15 protein-coding genes, 2 tRNA genes and 1 rRNA gene are annotated in these 21,127 nt (G+C 33.8%); 14 read left to right on the forward strand and 4 right to left on the reverse strand.

Features of this window, described 5'->3' with window-relative positions:
• The first annotated feature begins 198 nt into the window (after positions 1-198).
• A 5S ribosomal RNA gene (rrf, locus tag ABW636_RS21985) occupies positions 199-306 on the forward strand.
• A gap of 573 nt (positions 307-879) precedes the next feature.
• Complete coding sequence (locus ABW636_RS21990; protein WP_367592255.1) at positions 880-3,255, forward strand: agmatine deiminase family protein; 2,376 nt, start codon at positions 880-882, stop codon at positions 3,253-3,255.
• 182 nt (positions 3,256-3,437) lie between these two features.
• Here the strand turns inward: ABW636_RS21990 and ABW636_RS21995 are convergent, their stop codons facing one another.
• A complete protein-coding gene (locus ABW636_RS21995) occupies positions 3,438-5,891 on the reverse strand; it encodes a S8 family serine peptidase (protein ID WP_367592256.1) in 2,454 nt (817 codons plus the stop codon).
• Positions 5,892-6,227: 336 nt separating this feature from the next.
• Between ABW636_RS21995 and ABW636_RS22000 the strand changes: the two genes are divergently transcribed.
• From ABW636_RS22000 to ABW636_RS22010, 3 genes are read left to right on the forward strand one after another with little or no spacing between them, the layout of a single operon-like run.
• Positions 6,228-7,595 carry a Gfo/Idh/MocA family protein gene (locus ABW636_RS22000; protein WP_367592257.1) on the forward strand — a complete coding sequence of 456 codons (1,368 nt, stop codon included), beginning with the start codon at positions 6,228-6,230 and terminating at the stop codon, positions 7,593-7,595.
• Between the two features lie 24 nt (positions 7,596-7,619).
• The gene (locus tag ABW636_RS22005) at positions 7,620-8,699 is read left to right on the forward strand and encodes a mevalonate kinase family protein (protein ID WP_367592258.1); all 1,080 of its coding nucleotides are present in this window, start codon (positions 7,620-7,622) and stop codon (positions 8,697-8,699) included.
• 9 nt (positions 8,700-8,708) lie between these two features.
• Positions 8,709-9,581, forward strand: a complete 873-nt coding sequence (locus ABW636_RS22010) for a sugar phosphate nucleotidyltransferase (RefSeq protein ID WP_367592259.1) — start codon at positions 8,709-8,711, stop codon at positions 9,579-9,581.
• A gap of 24 nt (positions 9,582-9,605) precedes the next feature.
• On the opposite strand, the gene ABW636_RS22015 is transcribed toward ABW636_RS22010, so the two are convergent.
• Complete coding sequence (locus ABW636_RS22015; RefSeq protein ID WP_367592260.1) at positions 9,606-10,748, reverse strand: acyl-CoA dehydrogenase; 1,143 nt, start codon at positions 10,746-10,748, stop codon at positions 9,606-9,608.
• A 429-nt stretch (positions 10,749-11,177) separates the two neighbouring features.
• Between ABW636_RS22015 and ABW636_RS22020 the strand changes: the two genes are divergently transcribed.
• From ABW636_RS22020 to ABW636_RS22055, 8 genes are all read left to right on the forward strand, one after another.
• Positions 11,178-12,404, forward strand: a complete 1,227-nt coding sequence (locus ABW636_RS22020; RefSeq protein ID WP_367592261.1) for a Glu/Leu/Phe/Val dehydrogenase dimerization domain-containing protein — start codon at positions 11,178-11,180, stop codon at positions 12,402-12,404.
• Between the two features lie 28 nt (positions 12,405-12,432).
• Complete coding sequence (gene nhaB / locus ABW636_RS22025) at positions 12,433-13,902, forward strand: sodium/proton antiporter NhaB (RefSeq protein ID WP_367592262.1); 1,470 nt, start codon at positions 12,433-12,435, stop codon at positions 13,900-13,902.
• A 65-nt stretch (positions 13,903-13,967) separates the two neighbouring features.
• A complete protein-coding gene (locus tag ABW636_RS22030; RefSeq protein WP_367592263.1) occupies positions 13,968-14,657 on the forward strand; it encodes a MotA/TolQ/ExbB proton channel family protein in 690 nt (229 codons plus the stop codon).
• Position 14,658: 1 nt separating this feature from the next.
• Entirely contained in the window at positions 14,659-15,051 is a 393-nt protein-coding gene (locus ABW636_RS22035) for an ExbD/TolR family protein (protein ID WP_367592264.1), read from the forward strand.
• 3 nt (positions 15,052-15,054) lie between these two features.
• Positions 15,055-15,942, forward strand: coding sequence for an energy transducer TonB (locus ABW636_RS22040; protein ID WP_367592265.1), 888 nt, complete (start codon positions 15,055-15,057; stop codon positions 15,940-15,942).
• Between the two features lie 12 nt (positions 15,943-15,954).
• Entirely contained in the window at positions 15,955-17,172 is a 1,218-nt protein-coding gene (locus ABW636_RS22045; RefSeq protein ID WP_367592266.1) for a bifunctional folylpolyglutamate synthase/dihydrofolate synthase, read from the forward strand.
• A gap of 88 nt (positions 17,173-17,260) precedes the next feature.
• Positions 17,261-17,335, forward strand: a tRNA-Val gene (locus tag ABW636_RS22050).
• A gap of 131 nt (positions 17,336-17,466) precedes the next feature.
• Positions 17,467-17,541: transfer RNA gene (locus ABW636_RS22055), tRNA-Val, on the forward strand.
• Between the two features lie 188 nt (positions 17,542-17,729).
• On the opposite strand, the gene ABW636_RS22620 is transcribed toward ABW636_RS22055, so the two are convergent.
• Together ABW636_RS22620 and ABW636_RS22060 are read right to left on the reverse strand one after the other, a co-directional pair.
• Positions 17,730-17,885, reverse strand: coding sequence for a transposase (locus ABW636_RS22620; RefSeq protein WP_508093825.1), 156 nt, complete (start codon positions 17,883-17,885; stop codon positions 17,730-17,732).
• Positions 17,886-18,062: 177 nt separating this feature from the next.
• Positions 18,063-19,052, reverse strand: a complete 990-nt coding sequence (locus ABW636_RS22060; protein ID WP_367592267.1) for a dihydrodipicolinate synthase family protein — start codon at positions 19,050-19,052, stop codon at positions 18,063-18,065.
• Positions 19,053-19,968: 916 nt separating this feature from the next.
• Here ABW636_RS22060 and ABW636_RS22065 point away from each other — a divergent pair.
• Positions 19,969-20,814: an AraC family transcriptional regulator gene (locus ABW636_RS22065; RefSeq protein ID WP_367592268.1), complete on the forward strand. Its 846-nt coding sequence runs from the start codon at positions 19,969-19,971 to the stop codon at positions 20,812-20,814.
• The last annotated feature ends 313 nt before the right edge of the window (positions 20,815-21,127 follow it).

Below are 21,127 nucleotides of genomic sequence, written 5' to 3' on the forward strand. Positions count from 1 at the left end.
GGCAGTAATGTCATAGCCGAGTAGTACTAATAACCCATAGGCTTATGCGCACACCCCGATGGGTAACTGTCGGGGTCGTAAATTGCTTTAGTAAGCTATTTAGTTTCTCTTTATGTTGTATTATTTTTAAATCAATATGTTAACTTATTAGTTGCCTGTTGTGATTATTGATATAATCAAGACCTGTAACACACGATTTAAGGTGGTTATAGCAACGGGGCTCACCTCTTACCATTCCGAACAGAGCAGTTAAGCCCGTTAGCGCCGATGGTACTACACTCGTGGGAGAGTAGGTCGCCGCCTTCCTTGAAGCCCTCATCTAATAGATGAGGGCTTTTTTTATGCTCAAAATTTAGATGTAACAATTTTAAATTAGACTTCTTATGGTTTAAATTACCTAATCTATATGCGTAAATTTCTTTAACGCTTGTTTATGTTTTCTTAAGGTTTTGTTTTGTAGTAAGTTGCGTATTTTTGGAGGTATGTTAAGTATTCTTCTAAAGAAAGAATATAGAGACACAAAGTAGTGTCGGTTCTTATATAGATTATTATAAATCTATTTGAATTGTTTTGAATATTGAAAGAAAAAATGATTTTACTTAATAGCTTCTTTGATAAAAAAATTAGTATTCAATGAAGGATACCATAATGTAAACATCATAAGGTTACATTATTACTTCCCTAGATATAAAATACCCCAACCTTTTATAAAAAGGTTATTTGTTAGTCTGTACAAAGAGTATGGATATGGATTTCATGATCATCTATAACAGATATTTGAAAAAAATAGAAAGTTAGATGTAACAATCCATTTTAAGTATTTGAACACAAACAATTTCATAGCATAGCTATGTATATATCAACTTAAATAATAAACAAATGAAAAAAAGTATTTCATTAATACTAGTATGCATGCTATTTGCAACTAGTTTTCAGGCATTGGCACAACAAAAAAAACTCAAGCACCATTTAACAGAAGAAGAAAGAAAAATGATGCCCGAGTACCTAAAAGAGGTACAAAGAAAAGCTTCAGTAAGTGTACCTATAGAAGAAGTAAGGCCCATAGCAGAATTTGAACCGTCACAAGGGGTGTTAATTTCTTATCCACTCGGTATTCCTTTAAGTTTGGTCGCAGAAATGTCAGAAGATATAATGGTAACAACAATAGTGAATAACCAAAGTCAGGAAAATCAAGTACGAAATCAATATCAATCAGAAGGTGTGAACTTATCTAATTGTAATTTCATTTATGCAAGACATGATTCCTATTGGACAAGGGATTATGGTCCAATGTTTATAGCAAATAATGATAATATACAGATTGTAGATTTTACATATAATAGACCCCGGCCAAATGATAATAAAATTCCTGAAAAGTTGGCTAATACTATAAACACAAATGTACATCGTATGGATTTGTTACATTGTGGAGGTAATTATATGTCTGATGGAGTTAATGTGGCAGTTTCTACAGATTTGGTGTGGGAAGAAAACAATACTAAATCAAAAGAAGAGATCAATCAAATAATGAAAAGCTATTTGGGAATTTCTAAATATCATGTAACCGATGATCCTCTTGGGGCTTATATAAAGCATGTGGATTGTTGGGGTAAATTTCTGGATGTAGATAAAATTCTTATTACAGAGGTGCCAACCAGTAATCCTAATTATTCAAAGTACGAAGATATTGTAAAGTATTTTGAAAGTCAAACATCTGCTTGGGGGAATAAATATCAGGTTTTTAGAGTGTATGCTCCCAACGGAGAACCATATACAAACTCTTTAATATTAAATGATAAGGTATTAGTGCCTATAACTGGTTCTTCTAATAGTGATGCCGCAGCAATACAAGCCTATAAAAAAGCGATGCCAGGATACGAAGTACTTGGATTTAAAGGAACATGGCAAACAACAGATGCATTACATTGTCGTATACATGAAATTGCAGATACTGGGATGTTAGATATAATACATAAACCTCTTTTTGGAAAAATACAGCCACGGGATTCTTATTTGATCGAAGCCAAAATAAAAGCTTATAGTAAGCAAAACGTGTATCAGGATTCGATCAAAGTGTATTATCGAGTTGGTAATAACCAATCTTATAAATCTTTAAAAATGACAAGTATGGCTGATGGAATGTATACAGCAAATATTCCCAAACAAGATTCGGGTACCACTATTTCATATTATATCCATGCAGCAGATAAATCTGGTCGAAGTGAGAATCACCCTTATATAGGAGAAGATGATCCCCATGTCTTTTCAATAGATACTTCTGATATAGTTGTTGTACCTGTAGCCGATTTTTCTGCTAGCAATACGATAATAGATACTGGACAGGAAATACAATTTACCGATATTTCTCAAAATAATCCGATATCTTGGGTATGGAGTTTTGAAGGAGGAACACCAGTGTCAAGTTCTGTGAAAAACCCAAAAATAACCTATAATGTACCAGGAACTTATAAAGTAAGTTTGACAGTAACAAATAGTGCTGGTACCGATAGTGTTTCTAAAGTTGATTTTATTACAGTAAAAGAAACGACCATTACATATTGCGAATCAAAAGGAAATGATGCAAGCTATGAATGGATTTCGAATGTGCAAGTTGGAGATTTTACCAAAAACTCAGGAACTTCTTCTGGATATAGTGATTATACTTCAGATATAATAACAATGACACCAAATAGTGATGTTGCAATTAGTGTAACCCCAGGTTTTCAATCAACTACTTATAGTGAAAATTGGAAGATATGGATTGACTTCAATAAAAATGGCAATTTTTCTGATGCAGGAGAAGAAGTGTTTTCAGGAAAAGGAAAGGGAGTGATGAATGGTACTATTTCAATACCTAATATAACTGTAAATACCCGCATAAGGATAAGTATGAGCTATCAGGATTCATTTAGTCACTGCGGTAGTTTTAATTATGGTGAAGTAGAGGATTATCAAGTTGCAATTGGTGGTAATAAAAATCTAAAGAACTTTGAAAATATTTCTAACCAAGGAGTGGTATTTCCTAACCCTAATCAAGGAAGTTTTTATGTGAAATTAGATGGAAAAGCAAAGGCAAAAGCAATTATACTATACAATCTCATAGGACAAAAGATGTATCAGGAAAAAATTCAAAGTAACAAAGGAGAGTTATTAAATGTAAGAGTTGATGGACTTTCTAAAGGAATATATATACTTAAAGTGTTATTAGAAGGTAATGGTGTGCAAACTATTCCTATTCAAATTGATGTTAAGTAAAAGATGTTAACCATGAACGAAAAATAGGGATTATCGATGATTGTTTGAAATAGAAAAAATATTGTTGATAATAGATTTATTTAAGAAGTGTATCATCATATAAAATATAAATCGAGGGACCTGAGCCCCTCGATTTTTTTATTTTCATCTTTTTGATAGTATTCAAAAAGCTACTTTATTCTTTATTTAATAATTACTCTTACAACACCTTGTTTGTCTTTACTTTGGATTTTGGCAATATATAATCCGTTTGTTAAAGTGCTGACATCTAAACTAATCGTATTCTTTTCTATTTTTAAAGAAGCGAAATCTAATATTCTTTTTCCGCTAATACTGTACAGTTGTATATTCATGATTTCATCAAGTGTCGAATTATCAAACATAAGCTGAAATTGATTGTTGGTAATAGGGTTGTTCATTACTGTAAAAAACAAGGGTGATGTCTTTGTATTGACCGATAGTGACTTTGATGCCGTTATAGTAAGTGTGTAATCTTCATATTCTCCAAAACGAACATCATTATTACCAGTATCACAAGGGTTATTTTCATTGTCATAGTAAGAAACCAATATACGCATTCTTGTTGTTCCTGCTTGTGCTGATTGAGGGACAGATACAGAAATATTTCCTATAAGGTTAGAGGTCTTTGTTAGAGTAAGACTCTCGTTCGAGTCACCAAAATCCCCATCCTGATTCCAATCAAAAAAGGCATAAATTTCATTTTGAGCACCACCATTGTATCCAGTAATTGTTACCTGCAGATTGTAACTATTACCTCTAGCGACATTTCCAGATATAGAGGTAAAATCATCATATCCACCACTATTTCTTGAAGACGAATTGTTTATACCTGTAAAAGTAACATTAGTAATTCCTTCTGGTCCATCATTACCGGTTGCATTACAGTAGGTAATGTCTACTTGACAAGGCGGGCAAGAAGAACCTCCGCAGTCTACACCAGTTTCATCTCCATTTTGTATTCCATCAGTACAAGTGGGAGTCGTTATAGGGCAGGTACCAGAAGATGAATAGTTAGTTTGATTACAAACGATAGAAAAACTATCTACTGTATCTCCCGAAGATGTTTTTGCCTGCCAATTGCTTCCAATAGTTGTATTTGCAATGTAGTTTCCGCCGACATTTGCAGATCCTTGCAGAACGTTATTTTGATAATATGACAAGGTGCAATCTGTCGTATTAGAAAAAGTAACTGTTACAGGGTCACCACCCGAACAATTTCCAGTATCAGCTAGTTTTTCTAGAGCTGCTTTAAGATTAGGCAGTGGTCCAATATGTCCACCATTTCCTTGAGGAATTCCGGTAGAAATAAGTAAATCCCTCATTTCTTTGGGTTCAATTAGTTTCCCTAATTTTTCCTTGGCGTACGATTGTAAACAAGCAGCGGCACTTACAACAATAGGAGAAGCAGAACTAGTACCTCCAAAAGTTGCGGTGTATTCTTTCCTGTAATCATTATCATAAATTAGATTTCCATACCCTGTTGTAAATACATTATGTCCCCATCCTTGTACATTTACACGCTGTCCAAATGTGCTAAACCCTAATTTGTTATGACTATTGTCAGAAGTTCCAGCACCAACCATAATACATCCGTTATCTCCTCGGTTTCTATATGCAGTATAAGCGGGAGAATCTAAATCGGCATTACCGTTTCCTGCAGCGCTAACTACAATAATACCGGCATCTGTTGCTGCTTTTACAGCATCCCATACCGATTGTGTTAGATCTGGTGGGGCTAATTTTCCGTCAGGCCCTCCAGTCTGCATCTCTAATAGAATAATATCACCAGCCTTTGAATTCTGAGTAGCATTGATAATAGCAGCGGCACGCCCCTGTGATTCACTAAAAACTCGCCCTACTGCTTTTGGAACTGTTCCTTTTATTCCTACATTATTATCTTCGTCTCCTACCAAAATTCCCATAACAGCAATACCATGATCTTCAAATTGATTAGCATTATGAGAAGAGCCGTATGCAATATCCTGATTTACGAATTCTTCATGATCCAATTGCCCCCAGCTATATTCTATATCAGATATTTGTACTCCTTGCCCCATGGCACCAACAGACCATGCATAATCTACATCTATTCCGGGGTTGGGTTTTCTGTATCCTTGTCTATCTGTCAAGTCAGGAGTTGGTAATGCAAAAAAAACGGGAGGTGGCGGCGATTTTACAGGCTCTAGAGAGCAATATTCGACTTCATCAAGTTTTTCTAAGAGTTTTCCTAATTGTAACAAATAATTCTTGTCTTTTTTAATACCAGTAACTTCACATAAACCAGCGAAATCCAAAATGTTAAAACCTTTTTGGTCTGTTTGTTTCCACTTTGAAGAATTTTTGGCATGTAATTTTTGTTCTTCTGTTAACTTAATTACAGGGGTAAAGGTCAAATCGGTAAAACTACTGACAGTTTTGAACGAAAAAGGTTGATTAAGAAATTGTACTTTTCCTTGCTCTACAAGAGGTTCTAAATGCGATTTAAATTTGACAAGAAGTTTATATTCGTCTACCTCGTCAAGAACATAAAGTTGGTTTTTTAAAAGATCATTGTTTTGGGCATAAAAAAAATTTGCCATGAGAAGGCAAATAATCAATTTGATAGTTTTTTTCATAATGATTAGAGTTTGTGTAATTATTTAATACCATGAAAGTACTAAAATGTAAGGCACTTTATTTCAAAATAAGTCTCCTTTAACTCTTATTTAGACTTTATTTAAGATATTGAATTCTATTTAGATAGGTCAATAAAAGTTGTGTTGCTTAATCCATTATTATTTAGTGAATTTTATAGTGGTAAGTTAGATGAAATAGGTTCTAAGAAGTATAAACTGGTGGTATACTTTTGTATTGATAAAACTTATTTATTATTATATTTTTTGATTAGAAAATTATCTGGTAATATAGTTTTCAATTACTTTTATAAAACACAAATCTAAAGTGATACTTATATGAAATTAGAAAACTCGAGGCGCGATTTTATAAAGAAAACGACCATTGCAGGGGCTGCATTAACTACAATACCATCTTTGGCTTTAGGTAAAGCAAATTTTAGAGATAAAGAAATACTTAAATTAGGTTTAATAGGTGTCGGATTAAGAGGGACAAATCATCTTAGAAATGTTTTGCTTAGGGATGATGTAGAAGTAGCAGCAATTTGTGATATAGATCAAGCAAGAATAAACTTGTCTATAGATGCAATAGCAAAGGCAGGAAAACCAAAGCCAAAAGTATTTGGTAGTAACGAATATGATTACAGAAATTTATTAGAGATGACTGATGTAGATGCTGTTATTATATCTACTCCATGGTTATGGCACGCCAGAATGGCAAAAGAATCAATGATAGCTGGTAAGTATACTGGTTTAGAAGTGTCTGCCGCAAATACATTAGAAGAGTGTTGGGATTTAGTAAATGTACATGAGAAAACGGGTACCCATTTGATGATTCTCGAAAATGTAAATTATAGAAGAGATGTTTTGGCGGTATTAAATATGGTAAAGCAAAATGTTTTTGGAGAATTGGTGCATTTTAGGTGCGGGTATCAGCATGATCTGCGGTTTGTAAAGCTAAATGATGGTAAAACAGCCTATGGTAAAGGAGTAGAGTTTGGTGAAAAAGGAATTTCAGAATCAAAATGGCGTACTCAGCATTCCGTTTTGAGAAATGCTGATGTGTATCCAACACATGGGGTAGGGCCTATTGCCACTATGTGTAATATAAATAGAGGGAATAGATTTTCTTCTATTACATCTAATGCTTCAAAGAGTATTGGTTTGCATAACTATATAGTAAAGCATGGAGGAGAAAAACACCCCAATGCCAAGGTTAAGTTTAAGCAAGGAGATGTAATTACATCTACCATTGAAACTGCGATGGGAGAGACCATTATCGTTACTCATGATTGTAATTTACCACGCCCATATTCATTAGGGTTTAGGGTACAGGGAGCGAATGGTTTGTGGGAGGTAGACGGAAACAGGATTTATATAGAAGGAAAATCAGAACCTCATAAATGGGATAGTGCAGATAAATGGTTAGCACAATATGATCATCCCTTATGGAAAAAATATGGCGAACATGCCATGGGAGCGGGTCATGGTGGAATGGACTTTTTTGTAATTAATGCGTTTGTAGAATCTGCAAAGCAAAATATAACCCCTCCATTAGATGTGTATGATGCAGCGGCATGGAGTGCTATTACTCCTCTGTCGGAAATATCTATAGAAAACAACGGAGAACCTCAAGACTTTCCAGATTTTACTAGAGGGCTTTGGGTAAAAAGAAAACCCTATAACTGGAATAAGGATACCTATTAATATTTAAATCTTCTACAAAATACAATGTCAAAAAATATTAAGATACTTTCTCCAGGAAGAATATGTTTGTTTGGAGATCATCAGGATTATTTGGGATTACCAGTTATTGCTTGTGCTATTGATAGATATATTAATCTGGAGGCTACAGAAAATAGCACAAACCTCTTTAATATACTATTGCCTGATATTTCAGAAACGAGAAGTATAAAGGTTGATACGTTGTTTGAAAAAGTTGATCATAGAGACTACTTTGCTTCGTCTCTTAAGGTGCTAAGAAGATATCATTGTATTCCTAATAAAGGGTATGATGTGGTTATAAAAGGAAATCTTCCTATAAACGCAGGAGTATCTAGTTCTTCTGCTTTGATCATTGCATGGGTTCGATTTTTAATAGAAGCTTTTGGTGTTTCAGAAAAAGTAACGCCTGTGTTGGTTTCTAAAATTGCTTATGAAGCCGAGGTCGTCGAGCATGGAGAGCCCGGAGGGTTAATGGATCAGTATTCGATCGGAATAGGAGATATTTTGTTTATAAATACAGGTGTAGATACTTCTTATATGCGTATAGGTGACAAAATAGAAGGATTAATTGTAGGAGAGTCTGGTGTAAAGAAAGATACAGTGGGTACTTTGGGAGATAGAAAGGAGAAAGCACTAGAGGCTATTGCGCACGTAAAGGCTAAATTGAATGGTTTTGACATTGCTAAAGTTAATATAGATGAATATGAAAATTATGAAATGCATATTCCAGAAGAACTTAAGCCTTATTTTTTTGCTGCAGTAGAAAATCATTCGATAACAAAGAGAGCGTTATTAGAGTTTAAAAAAGAAAAACCCGAGATGGTATTTTTGGGAACATTAATGAATCAACATCACCATGTTCTAAAAAATATCCTCAAAATTACGGTCCCAACAATTGATAAAATGATCGATGCTGCGATGCAGTCTGGAGCTTTTGGGGCTAAGATTGTAGGTTCTGGAGGAGGAGGTAGTATTGTAGCAATAGCTCCAAAAGAAAAGCAACATTTAGTTGTAGATGCTATAATAGAAGCAGGAGGAAAAGCAGCGTATGTAGTTAATGTGGATCAGGGAGTGCGAGTAATTTAAAAGATAAATATGCATCAAAATTTGGTTATTCTGGCAGGCGGAGCGTCTTCGCGAATGAAAAAAGTATCTAATACAGATCTTGATAAGGATTTGATCAGTCAGGCAAATACAAGATCAAAATCTATGATAAGCATAGATGCAAATGATAGACCGGTAATGGATTACTTATTGTATAATGCAAAAAAAGCAGGGTACACCCATATCTATATTGTTATAGGAGAGAAAGAACAATTGATTCAAGAATTTTATGGTAAAAAATCGAAAGGAAATGATTTTAAAGGATTAACCATTAACTATGCAATACAATATATCCCAAAGGATCGTGTCAAACCATTCGGAACGGCAGATGCATTATATCATGCAATTTATCAATATCCAGAATTAAACCATGATACATATACGGTCTGTAATAGTGATAATCTATACTCTGAAGAAGCTTTAAAAGCATTGCGAACCACCTCTCATGAAAATGCACTGATAAGTTATGATAGAGATGCATTACAATTTAGCTTGCAGCGTATTGCTAGTTTTGCTTTAATGTCTATAGATCAGGAAGGGTTTTTACAAGACATTATAGAAAAGCCAACTGTAGAAGATAGTAAGTTGTATAAAGACTTAAAAGGGAAACTTAGAGTGAGTATGAATATCTTTAAGTTTAATGGGGCAATGTTTAAAGAGTATATCGTTAATTGCCCGATTGACAAATTAAGAAATGAAAAAGAGTTGCCTACTGCGGTGTTAAATATGGTAAAAGAAAAACCAAAAGCAGTGTTAGGCGTACCTCTATCAGAGCATGTACCCGATTTAACGTCAAAAGAAGATATAACAATATTAAAAGAGTATATTCAAAAAAAATATACCAGTCTTGACTGGTATATTTGATCTAAATGATGCGGTAAGTTTTTATTATTCTTTTATAAGTGCTCTAGAGATTACCATTTTTTGTATTTCAGAAGTTCCTTCATAAATTTGAGTGATCTTCGCATCTCTCATAAATCGCTCAACATGATATTCTTTTACAAACCCATTGCCTCCATGAATTTGAACAGCTTCTATGGTAACATCCATCGCTACCTGAGATGCATATAACTTTGCCATGGCTCCCGATAAATCATAATTTTCATGATTGTCTTTATCTTTGGCTGCTTTGTAAACAAGCATTCTTGCTGCTTCAATTTTTGTGTGCATATCGGCAAGTTTGAAGCCTATAGCCTGATGGTTGATAATTTCTGTACCAAAAGCTTTACGAACCTTAGCATATTTTTTTGCCAATTCATAGGCGCCAGCAGCAATACCTAATGCCTGAGCCGCTATACCAATGCGTCCACCGGCTAATGTTTTCATTGCAAACTTAAATCCAAAACCATCTTCACCAATTCGATTTTCTTTAGGAACCTTTACGTCATTAAAAATCAAAGAATGTGTGTCACTACCCCGTATGCCTAATTTATCTTCTTTTGGGCCTACTTCGAATCCTTCCCATCCTTTTTCGACAATAAATGCATTAATGCCTTTGTGTCTTTTTTCTTTATCTGTTTGTGCAATTACAATATGGTAATCGGCAGAGTTACCATTGGTAATCCAGTTTTTTGTGCCGTTAAGAATATAGTGATCTCCCTTGTCTATAGCAGTGGTTTTTTGAGAAGTAGCATCGCTACCCGCTTCAGGTTCTGATAAACAAAAGGCACCGATTGAAGCTCCTGTAGTAAGTTTTGTTAAATATTTTTGTTTTTGTTCTTCACTCCCATATGTTTCAAGACCCCAACATACTAGTGAATTATTTACAGATACTATTACCGAACAAGAGGCATCTATTTTGGATAATTCTTCCATAGCAAGTACATAAGATATAGTATCCATACCACCTCCTCCATATTCTGGAGAAGTCATCATTCCTAAAAAACCAAGTTCACCCATTCTTTTTACTTGTTGAGTAGGGAATTCTTGTTTGTTGTCGCGTTCAACAACACCTGGTAGTAATTCTGTTTGAGCAAAATCCCGAGCAGCTTCACGTATCAATAACTGTTCTTCAGATAATTTAAAGTCCATAGTTTAATGTAATTTATTATGCATGCATAATACAAATCTAACGCTTTTTGATGAAAAAAAAATGGTATAATTAGAAATGTTTTAAAGATTATATAAATATAATACATAATATGATCTATTCGCTGTTTTTATGATAAAATGATTGTTGTGATGTGATTTGTCAATATTGGTTTTTAAACAGCTCTTTTTAAAGAGATATAATTTCAGTGTAAATTTTGTTTTATTTAAGCTTTTGACGTGTTTAGTTTTTTATATTTGTGAAGTCGAATTCTAAATAGAATCGGATTGTATCGATAATAATTGTAAAATATGAATCAGCTCTAACCTCTGTAATGGAGGGATATTTTAAATTTAATACTACATCAGGTCGAGTAAGCATGTTGTTTTATAGTAAAGCAATTGCGGTTTAATTATGTTAAAATTTTAAATATGAAAGAGTTATTAGATATATACGAAAATAAAGAACCAAAAATAGTTTTTAACTGGAAAGATCCTGAAACTGAGGCCGAAGGCTGGACAGTGATTAATTCGCTAAGAGGTGGTGCCGCAGGTGGTGGAACGCGAATGAGAAAAGGATTGGATATGAATGAAGTACTTTCTTTGGCCAAAACCATGGAAGTAAAGTTTACAGTTTCGGGTCCAGGAATAGGAGGAGCAAAATCTGGTATAAATTTTGATCCTGATGATCCTCGTAAAAAAGGAGTTCTTAAAAGATGGTATAAAGCGGTGTCTCCACTGTTAAAAAGTTATTACGGCACTGGAGGTGATCTAAATGTAGATGAAATCCATGAAGTAATACCTATTACAGAAGAATGTGGTGTATGGCATCCTCAAGAAGGAGTTTTTAATGGACATTTTCAACCAACCGAAGCAGACAAAATAAATAGAATTGGACAGTTGCGACAAGGAGTGATAAAGGTATTAGAGAATACAACCTTCTCTCCAGATGTTAATGAAAAATATACAGTCGCCGATATGATCACTGGATATGGTGTTGCAGAGGCTGTAAGACATTACTATTCAATTTATGGAGGAGAGGTTAAAGGGAAAAGAGCTATAGTACAAGGTTTTGGGAATGTAGGATCGGCAGCGGCTTATTACCTTTCAGAAATGGGAGCAAAGATTGTAGGAATAATAGATCATGCAGGAGGATTAATAAACGAAGAAGGTTTTTCTTTTGAAGAAATAAAGCAGTTATATTTGCATAAAAAAGGGAATAAATTATATAGTGAACATCTTATCTCGTTTCAAGAAGCAAATGAGAAAATTTGGTCCTTGCAAACAGAAGTTTTTGCGCCTTGTGCAGCTTCACGTTTGATTACAAAAGAACAAATTACGCAGATGATTGATTCAGGTTTAGAAGTGATTTCTTGCGGTGCAAATGTACCCTTTGCAGACTCAGAAATATTTTTTGGCCCAATAATGGAGTATACCGATGAACAGGTAAGTTTGATCCCAGACTTTATTTCAAATTGTGGAATGGCAAGAGTGTTTGCATACTTCATGGAGCGAAAAGTCCAAATGACCGATGAAGCAATTTTTAAAGATACTTCTGAAACCATAAAAGAAGCAATTCAAAACATACGAACTAATAACTCAACCAAGATTAACTTAAGTAAAACAGCATTTGAGATTGCTCTCAAACAACTGGTATAATTTTAATTATAGTAACCAAGTAAGCATTATGTTCAAATATTTTTTAGGTAGTAGTCCAAAATGGTTTAAAACCACAATGATTGGATTTTTAATTTTCAATGTGTTCTCATATTATCTTTTAGATTCAACAATTACATCATGGATATTTATCGGTGAGTTTATTTTTACACTTGCCATGGCACTTAAATGTTATCCATTACAATCTGGTGGATTATTAGCAATAGAAATTTTAGCTTTAAATCTTACCACGCCTAAAAATGCGTACCATGAGGTAGAGCAAAACCTAGAAGTTATTTTGCTTCTAGTATTTATGGTTGCGGGGATTTATTTTATGAAACCACTGCTAATGTATATTTTTAGTAAAGTGTTTACCAAAATAAGATCAAAGATGATTTTATCCTTGCTATTTGTCTTTTTGGCGGCGGTACTTTCTGCTTTTTTGGATGCATTAACGGTAACAGCTGTATTAATAAGTGTAGCTGTTGGTTTTTATGGAGTGTATCATAAAATTCATTCTGGATCTGGAGATTATGATGATAGTGGGGTGTTGGATAGAAAAGAACTTAGTGGAGAGACATTAGAACAATTTAGAAGTTTTTTAAGAAGTCTGGTAATGCATGGGGTAGTAGGTACTGCTCTAGGAGGTGTTTGCACGTTGGTAGGAGAGCCACAGAATTTATTGATTGGAGAGAGATTAGGATGGGATTTTATAGAATTCTTTTTACAGATGGCGCCTATCTCTATACCTGTTTTAGGAGCAGGTTTGATCACTACGATTATTTTAGAAAGTACCGGTGTATTTGGTTTTGGAGCAAAATTGCCAGAGGTTGCTAGAAAAATTATAGAGAAATATACTGAAGAAGAAGATGCAAATAGATCAGATAAATCAAAATATGGATTGGTAGTCCAAGCGGTATCAGCTATTCTACTAATTATTGGTTTAGCGTTGCATTTGGCTCCTGTTGGCTTTATAGGACTGGCTTTAATTATTGTACAAACTGCTTTTATGGGAATTACAGAGGAGCATCATTTGGGTAAAGCATTCGAAGAAGCCTTGCCATTTACAGGATTATTAGTTGTTTTCTTTGTGATTGTAGCAATGATACATGATCAACATCTTTTTTCACCTATTATTGATTGGGCTTTATCTTTGGATGTAGAAAAACAACCCTCTATGTTTTATGTAGCAAATGGTGTTTTATCAATGATTAGTGATAATGTTTTTGTGGCAACAGTATACATTGGTGAAGTAAAACAAGCATTTGATAACGGAGCTATATCGAGAGAACAGTTCGAAAAATTGGCAATAGCGATTAATACAGGAACAAATTTACCAAGTGTTGCAACACCTAATGGTCAGGCGGCGTTTTTATTTTTATTAACTTCGTCTTTAGCACCTTTAATCGGGTTGTCATATACTAGAATGGTAAAAATGGCTTTCCCTTATACAATTGTACTAGGAGTTGTTGGTTTATTAGGAATAATATATTTCCTATAAAAAACAATATACTTAACTTTCAGAAATCACGTTATTAAATTAACATTTAAATTTATAAAACTAAAATGACGTATTTACTTATGCTAGGAGCATTAAATCAGGATACCCCAGAAATTGAAGAAAGCTCATTATCGATTATGGATCTATTGTTCAGTGGAGGAACAGGAGCCGTAGTAATTATATCGATTCTTTTTGTACTGCTTTTTGTAGCAGTTTATATTTATTTTGAAAGACTTTTTGCCATCAAAGCTGCTTCAAAATATGATGAAAGTTTTATGCATAAAATTCGAGAGAATGTTGCTGGAGGTAAGATTGAAGCCGCAAAAATTCTGTGTGCTCAAACAAACAGCCCGGTAGCAAGACTTACCGAAAAAGGAATTTCGAGAATAGGTCATTCTTTAGAAGATATTAATAAAGCTATCGAAAATGCAGGTAGGTTAGAGGTTTATAAATTAGAAAAAAATGTAAGTATTCTTGCAACTGTAGCAGGAGCAGCACCTATGATTGGTTTCTTAGGGACTGTAATTGGTATGATTTTGGCATTCCATAATTTGGCATCAAGTTCTGGAACTGCAGATATGGGAGTATTGGCAGAAGGTATTTATACAGCAATGACCACAACAGTAGGTGGTTTGGTAGTGGGAATTGTAGCGTACATAGGATACAACCATTTAGTGGTTCGTACAGATAAGGTGATCCATAGTATGGAAGCAAACGCAGTAGATTTCTTAGATCTGTTAAACGAACCAGCTTGATATGAATTTAAGAGGAAGGAATAAAGTAAGCCCAGAGTTTAGTATGTCGTCTATGACAGATATTGTGTTTCTGTTATTGGTGTTCTTTTTGTTAACATCCCCGGCGATTACTCCTGAAGCTTTAGATTTGATACTGCCCAAAGCAAAAGGTAAAAGCTCTAATGCGCAAAATATATCTGTAAGTATAACAAATAAATTACAGTACTATATAGATAATGATCGTATTAGCCAAAGTAGATTAGAATCTACATTGGTGTCACGTTTAAAAGGGCAAAATGAACCAACCATAATTCTTCGTGCAGAAGAAGGGGTGCCTATAGAGAAAGCAGTGACTGTTATGGATATCGCAAATAGAAATAAATTTAAGGTTATATTAGCAGTGAGACCTGATTAGATAATGATAAAACTAGATACAAAACATAAAAGAAAATCGTTTGTGCTGACTACTATTTTGCACATCGCTATTATTTTCTTGTTGTTTTATTTAAGTTTAAATTATATAACACCAGAAGATGAGGGAGGTATAGCGGTTAATTTTGGAACTACTGCTACAGGGTCGGGTAATGTACAGCCAACAGAATCTGTAAAGGCTGCTCCTAATGAAACCACACCAGAAGATGCTTCTTCTGTGCCCGAACCTCAAGAAGAATCTCCAGAAATTAAGGATGAAGTGATGACTCAGGAGCTAGATGATGCTCCTGTAATCGAAAAAAAGCCAAAAGAAGATCCTAAAAAGAAAGTAGAAGAGGTTGATAAAAAAATAAAGAAAAAGCCAACCGATAAAAAACCTTCTAAAAAGGCATCAGAAGAAAAAAAGGAAATAAAGAAACCTGATCCTAAACCTGATAAATCTACATTAGATATCTTGAATAGTTTTTCTAAAGGAACCCAGCGAGATGGAAAAGAAAAAGGAGGAGAAGGAGATGATAATACTCCTGGTGATAAAGGGAGTCGAGATGGAGATCCTAATGCTAAATCGTATTATGGTACAGGAAAAGGATTGGATGGAGATGGAAATTATCGACTAGGAGGTAGAAAAGCGCTTAATAAAGAAAAATTTGTACAGGATTGTAATGAATCAGGTATTGTGGTTGTTAAAATTGAGGTGAATCAAAGTGGTAAAGTTGTTCGAGCAATACCAGGTGTTAAAGGAACAACTAACAGTGCTTCTTGTTTGATGCAACCTGCAAAAAAAGCTGCTTTAGCTACTCGATTTAATAGCGATTCTAAAGCTCCGGTAAAACAAGTCGGCACCATTATCTATCAGTTTAAACTTTCAGAATAACAGTAATCAACTATGAATTATAGGGAAACCCTCGATTGGATGTTTGCCCAATTACCGATGTATCAACGTCAAGGAGCAAGTGCTTACAAAGTAGATTTGCATAATACGATACAATTAGCTAACTATTTAGAGAATCCCGAAACTCGTTTTAAAAGCGTTCACATAGCAGGTACTAACGGAAAAGGTTCTACCAGTCATTTATTGGCTTCTGTGTTGCAGGAAGCAGGATATAAAGTAGGATTGTATACATCACCTCATTTAAAAGATTTTAGAGAGCGTATCAGGATAGATGGAAATAAAATAAGTGAAGCGTATGTTATTGATTTTGTAGCAAAGCATAAGTCTTATTTTGAAGATCGTCAACTTTCGTTTTTCGAAATGACTGTCGGATTAGCATTTCAATATTTTGCAGAGTCGCAAGTGGATATTGCTGTAATAGAAGTAGGTTTGGGAGGAAGGTTGGATTCTACCAATATTGTAACTCCAGAGGTTGCTGCAATTACCAATATAGGATTGGATCATACTCGTTTTCTGGGGAATACTTTGCCAGAGATAGCTAGGGAAAAAGCTGGTGTCATAAAAGAAAACGTTCCTGTAGTAATAGGAAGGTTCGAAGATGATACGGCAAAGGTATTTAAAGAAATTGCCAGGACAAAAAATAGCCCTTTGTATTTTGCAGAAAACTATGAAGGCAAAATGTATCCTTCAGACTTAAAAGGAAACTATCAAAAAGAAAATATAAAGACTGTTTTACAAATCATTGATTTGCTAAAAGAAAGAGCCTGGAATATTTCTGAAGAGCATTTGTCATTAGGGCTGGGCAACGTTGTAAAAAATACATCCTTGCTAGGTAGATGGCAAATTCTAGGAGAAAAGCCAAAGATAATTTGCGATACAGCACATAATGAAGATGGACTGAAGCAGGTGATGAAACAGCTGTCTAAAGAAAAATATGATAAACTTCATATAGTTTTGGGGGTTGTTAATGATAAAGATTTGGATACTATTTTATCATTGTTTCCTGTCAATGCAATATATTATTTTTCTAAACCGGCAATTCTTCGTGGGTTGGATGAAGATGAGTTAAGAAAAAAAGCGTTAGAGTATAAATTATTTGGAAAAACATATTCGAGTGTGAATTTAGCGTATGAGTCTGCATTACAACAAGCTACCGATGAAGATGTCGTGTATGTGGGGGGCAGTACTTTTGTGGTAGCAGAAATAATTTAATTTTTTTCGAAAAACCTTTGGAAGACTATAAAACTGTGTTATATTTGCATCCGCAATCGAGAACAAGTATTGCATAAAGTCTTATAAAGGGCGCTTAGCTCAGTTGGTTCAGAGCACTTGGTTTACACCCAAGGGGTCAGGGGTTCGAATCCCTTAGCGCCCACAAAAAGAGTTCTCAAAATTAGTTTGAAAACTCTTTTTTTATTTATGATTATATGGATAATCTACAGGCAAATTAAAATTTGTTTTTATAGAAGTTCTTAATCGTAAATTTAGTAGATAGTTAGAATGTAAGGGCGCTTAGCTCAGTTGGTTCAGAGCACTTGGTTTACACCCAAGGGGTCAGGGGTTCGAATCCCTTAGCGCCCACAAAAAAAGAGATTTAACATACAGATGTTGAATCTCTTTTTTGATTTCAATATTTTTTGAGATGTTGTCTACGAAATTTTGTTAAGTTACTTGGGTTAATTACTTCTTGTTAAGAGGGTATTTCTAAAAAAATACTTAAAAGTGATATCATGCCTAGAACGTTTCACTACATCAACATCTGATAAAGTCTAAATCACGTTTAATAATAAGTACTTGAAAAGTTTTATTGGGTATTCTGCTTTTCTGCCCTGATCTATCGAATATTTATCTAAAAGTTCTTCATAGATAAAACTTAAGTCTATTAAATCTATGATTTTTCGTGGTAAATTTTCTTGAGGAACTATTTAGTCATAAAGAAAACTATATTCACGTAACTGTAATGTTTGTTGTTGGATTAGCATAACTGAAAATGCAAAAAGAGGAGCAGAATTTAGTAAATTCTACTCCTCTTTTTATAATAGATTAGACTTTTTGGTAGCTTCGTAAAAACGGAGCTTTATCTTTTTGAATATTTAAAAGGATCAGTCTATTAAGTCCAGAAGTTCAAGTCTTTCTTTTGCTAGAATATATCTTGCACGGACATCATCAATTTGCTGTTGAGTTAATTTCTTACCAAAGGTACGAAGTCCTCCAGCAGCATCATTATGATGAATTCCAAAAGCGAACTTAAGATATTCCATAAGCAATGGCTGAGCATCTAGGTACGAAATGGAATTTAAAGCCTGAGAAATTTTGTTTGCCTCAGCCCATTCTCCATTTGTAACATACTCTTGCATAGTAACACTAGCTTTTGGGAAGATACAACCTACACCTGTAATTCCACCGTATGCTCCAGCAAGTCCTGCGTGTACAGTAACTGTATCGACACCTGCCAAAACTTTTAAATCTCTGTTCTCTAACATCAGCGTTTCAATAATTGAAACATCTATAGTTGATATTTTAAGAGCAGTTACTTTAGGAAGAACAGCAAGTCTTTTAAGAAGATCAGTTGAGAGTGAATGATAACCGGCTGCATCAGGATTGTTATAAGGCATAATTGTTACACCTACATCGTTTGCAGTTGCTTCAGAAAGCTCATAGTATGCATACATTTCTTCCTCAGAAGGAACCATCTTAGTTTTTGGTGGCATGACCATGACTGTATCCACTCCAACCGTTGCAAGTTCTTCAACGATTTTGGCAAGCTCTTCTTTAGTCTCTGCCGCAGCTCCACTGATCAATGGAACATTGTAGTCTTTAGCAACGTCAGAAAGGGCTTTAAGTAAAGAAACGCGCTGCTCGGAGCTCAGGTAGCTATTTTCACCCAGAGTACCAGAACCGACAAGACCGCCCATTCTGCTTCCTCCCTTTCCCTGAGCTTTTAAAACACCTGCGGCGTATTTTTGTGTTGCATCAAGGTCAATTTCAATAGCGCCTGATTTTGACTCTTTCAGCCATGTAAACACGGCTGGCATAACAGTATGTCTCCAATCTGTAATATTTGATTCTATCATATTTCTTGTTTCTATCATATTTCTTCTTGTCTGAAAATTATGTCAATAAATTTTTTTTGCAAAATTATATAAAATTATGCAAATTAAGCAAAAAGCTTCAAAATAAGCCTTAGAAGAAATAAAATATGTCACTTACCAAGTTTAATTCTTCACCTCTATAGGTAACTGATCCGTCATATTTTTGAAATAGGAGCTCATTATAAGAAGCATTTTCTAAACTCAGGGTCATAGTCAATACATGAATAAGAACCATGCAACACCGTTGTCTTTTCCCTTTTAAAATCTTCAATTAATAGGCTGCCTAATAATTTTAGGACAAAATTCTTAAGCTACTTTTAAAGTTTTGTAAGGATTTCCGAATAATTACGACTACACTTTTTATAATACATATTTCTTAATTGAAATTACCTATTAAAATTATTTCTTTTGACTATATGGCTCAAAGTAAAATGTATCGATAGCATTGCTATTCCTGAATTTTATTTTTTGCTTGAATCGAAAATGATTCAATTCAATTTGTGGTAATTTTTTATAAGAATTGTATGACATAATTTTACTAAGCTAAGAGTATTGATTTAGATATTTTACTTCAATATGTGAAAAAGCATTATACAGGCAAGATTTAGCCTATTTTAATCTTTTTTTTTGGGATATGAGGTTTAAGTAAATTGATGTTTAAAAGACTGTAATTAAGGGTTGGGAGTGAAGCTTTTCTTTTAACAAATAAAGAAATAGAAAGTTAAACTGTGAATAAATCAATTTTATGTAAAACGATATTTCGGTGGATTTATGGGTTTATTTTTTATATTTGTTATACTCACGTAGAAGCACACATAATTAATAACTTATTAACTTAATATGATGTTTTTTTGTCTTTTTTAGGGCGTTATGTTAATTATTTGATTAATATTGAATTGTAATAAATTGTCGTATTATGAAAGTGTTTCCGTTCAAGGTTCCGAAATCTGTTGAAGATTCCTTAATATATCAGGAAGATCATGAGCTGGTATTTTACGATAAACTACACCAGCATGAAGAAATACAGATTAGCTTAATAGAACATGGAGAAGGAACGTTAATCGTGGGTGATACGATTAACTCTTTTTCTGCTGGAGATATTATTGTTATAGGTAGTAATATACCTCATGTTTTTAGAAGTGATAACGCTGCAGGCTCAAAAGTTCCTTCCTTTATGATTTCTCTTTTTTTTAAGAGAGGTTCGTTTGGTGCAAACTTTTTTGATCTTCCAGAATTTAATGAAATAGATCCTTTTTTCCTTTCTTCAGAAAATGGTTTTAGAGTGCAGTCAAAGAAAAAGCGATTAAGAAAGCAGATGTTGGAGCTTAAAGACCAAACCAAACTGAATAGGTTTAGAAGTTTTATAGGTATACTCATACATTTATCTAATTCTAAGAAAAAGAAACTGTCTTCTTTTATCAATAAGAAAAAGTATACAGAGAATGAAGGAAAACGTATCAGTGACGTATTTGAGTATGTAATGAAAAATTACAATAATAATATTTCTTTAGAAGAGGTAGCTAATATTGTGCATATGAGTAGGAATGCTTTTTGCCGATATTTTAAGAATAGAACTAATAAAACGTTTTTTCAGTTTTTGATAGAGATTCGAATAGAAAATGCTTGTAAATTGCTTTCTAAAAATAAAGAAGTTTCGATTAAAGAAATTTCTTATAAATGTGGTTTTAATAATATTTCTAATTTTAATAGAAAATTTAAAGAAATAAAGGGAGTAACCCCTTCTGATTACAGAAAAGAATAATCTGTAGATTATCTTAGCATAAAACAAGGAGCATTTCTAAGAAGTGCTCCTTGTTGTTTTGTAAAAGGATATTGTGAATTGATTGGAGGTGAAACGAAAAAGAAAAGAGTTGTACTAAGAGACTATTTAAAGTTATTCTTAAGACTTAGGTAGCATTTTTACTAAGAGAGAAATAGAACATGTTAAAAAATAAGAGGTCGTCTAAAAAGTTATTTTTAGGCGATTTTCTTTTTCATCCATTATGGTTTTTGTTGATTTTTTTCAATTTTAGGATTAAAAGATGTGTTTTAAAAAGGCACACGCAATCCTATAT

This window comes from Aquimarina discodermiae, from assembly GCF_040786235.1.
Taxonomy (GTDB): domain Bacteria; phylum Bacteroidota; class Bacteroidia; order Flavobacteriales; family Flavobacteriaceae; genus Aquimarina.

Bases quoted from the DNA above. Each gene is read 5' to 3' on its own strand.
- ABW636_RS21990 (WP_367592255.1), top strand. From the start codon at position 880: ATGAAAAAAAGTATTTCATTAATACTAGTATGCATGCTATTTGCAACT.
- ABW636_RS21995 (WP_367592256.1), bottom strand. From the start codon at position 5,891: ATGAAAAAAACTATCAAATTGATTATTTGCCTTCTCATGGCAAATTTT.
- ABW636_RS22000 (WP_367592257.1), top strand. From the start codon at position 6,228: ATGAAATTAGAAAACTCGAGGCGCGATTTTATAAAGAAAACGACCATT.
- ABW636_RS22005 (WP_367592258.1), top strand. From the start codon at position 7,620: ATGTCAAAAAATATTAAGATACTTTCTCCAGGAAGAATATGTTTGTTT.
- ABW636_RS22010 (WP_367592259.1), top strand. From the start codon at position 8,709: ATGCATCAAAATTTGGTTATTCTGGCAGGCGGAGCGTCTTCGCGAATG.
- ABW636_RS22015 (WP_367592260.1), bottom strand. From the start codon at position 10,748: ATGGACTTTAAATTATCTGAAGAACAGTTATTGATACGTGAAGCTGCT.
- ABW636_RS22020 (WP_367592261.1), top strand. From the start codon at position 11,178: ATGAAAGAGTTATTAGATATATACGAAAATAAAGAACCAAAAATAGTT.
- nhaB (WP_367592262.1), top strand. From the start codon at position 12,433: ATGTTCAAATATTTTTTAGGTAGTAGTCCAAAATGGTTTAAAACCACA.
- ABW636_RS22030 (WP_367592263.1), top strand. From the start codon at position 13,968: ATGACGTATTTACTTATGCTAGGAGCATTAAATCAGGATACCCCAGAA.
- ABW636_RS22035 (WP_367592264.1), top strand. From the start codon at position 14,659: ATGAATTTAAGAGGAAGGAATAAAGTAAGCCCAGAGTTTAGTATGTCG.
- ABW636_RS22040 (WP_367592265.1), top strand. From the start codon at position 15,055: ATGATAAAACTAGATACAAAACATAAAAGAAAATCGTTTGTGCTGACT.
- ABW636_RS22045 (WP_367592266.1), top strand. From the start codon at position 15,955: ATGAATTATAGGGAAACCCTCGATTGGATGTTTGCCCAATTACCGATG.
- ABW636_RS22060 (WP_367592267.1), bottom strand. From the start codon at position 19,052: ATGATAGAAACAAGAAATATGATAGAATCAAATATTACAGATTGGAGA.
- ABW636_RS22065 (WP_367592268.1), top strand. From the start codon at position 19,969: ATGAAAGTGTTTCCGTTCAAGGTTCCGAAATCTGTTGAAGATTCCTTA.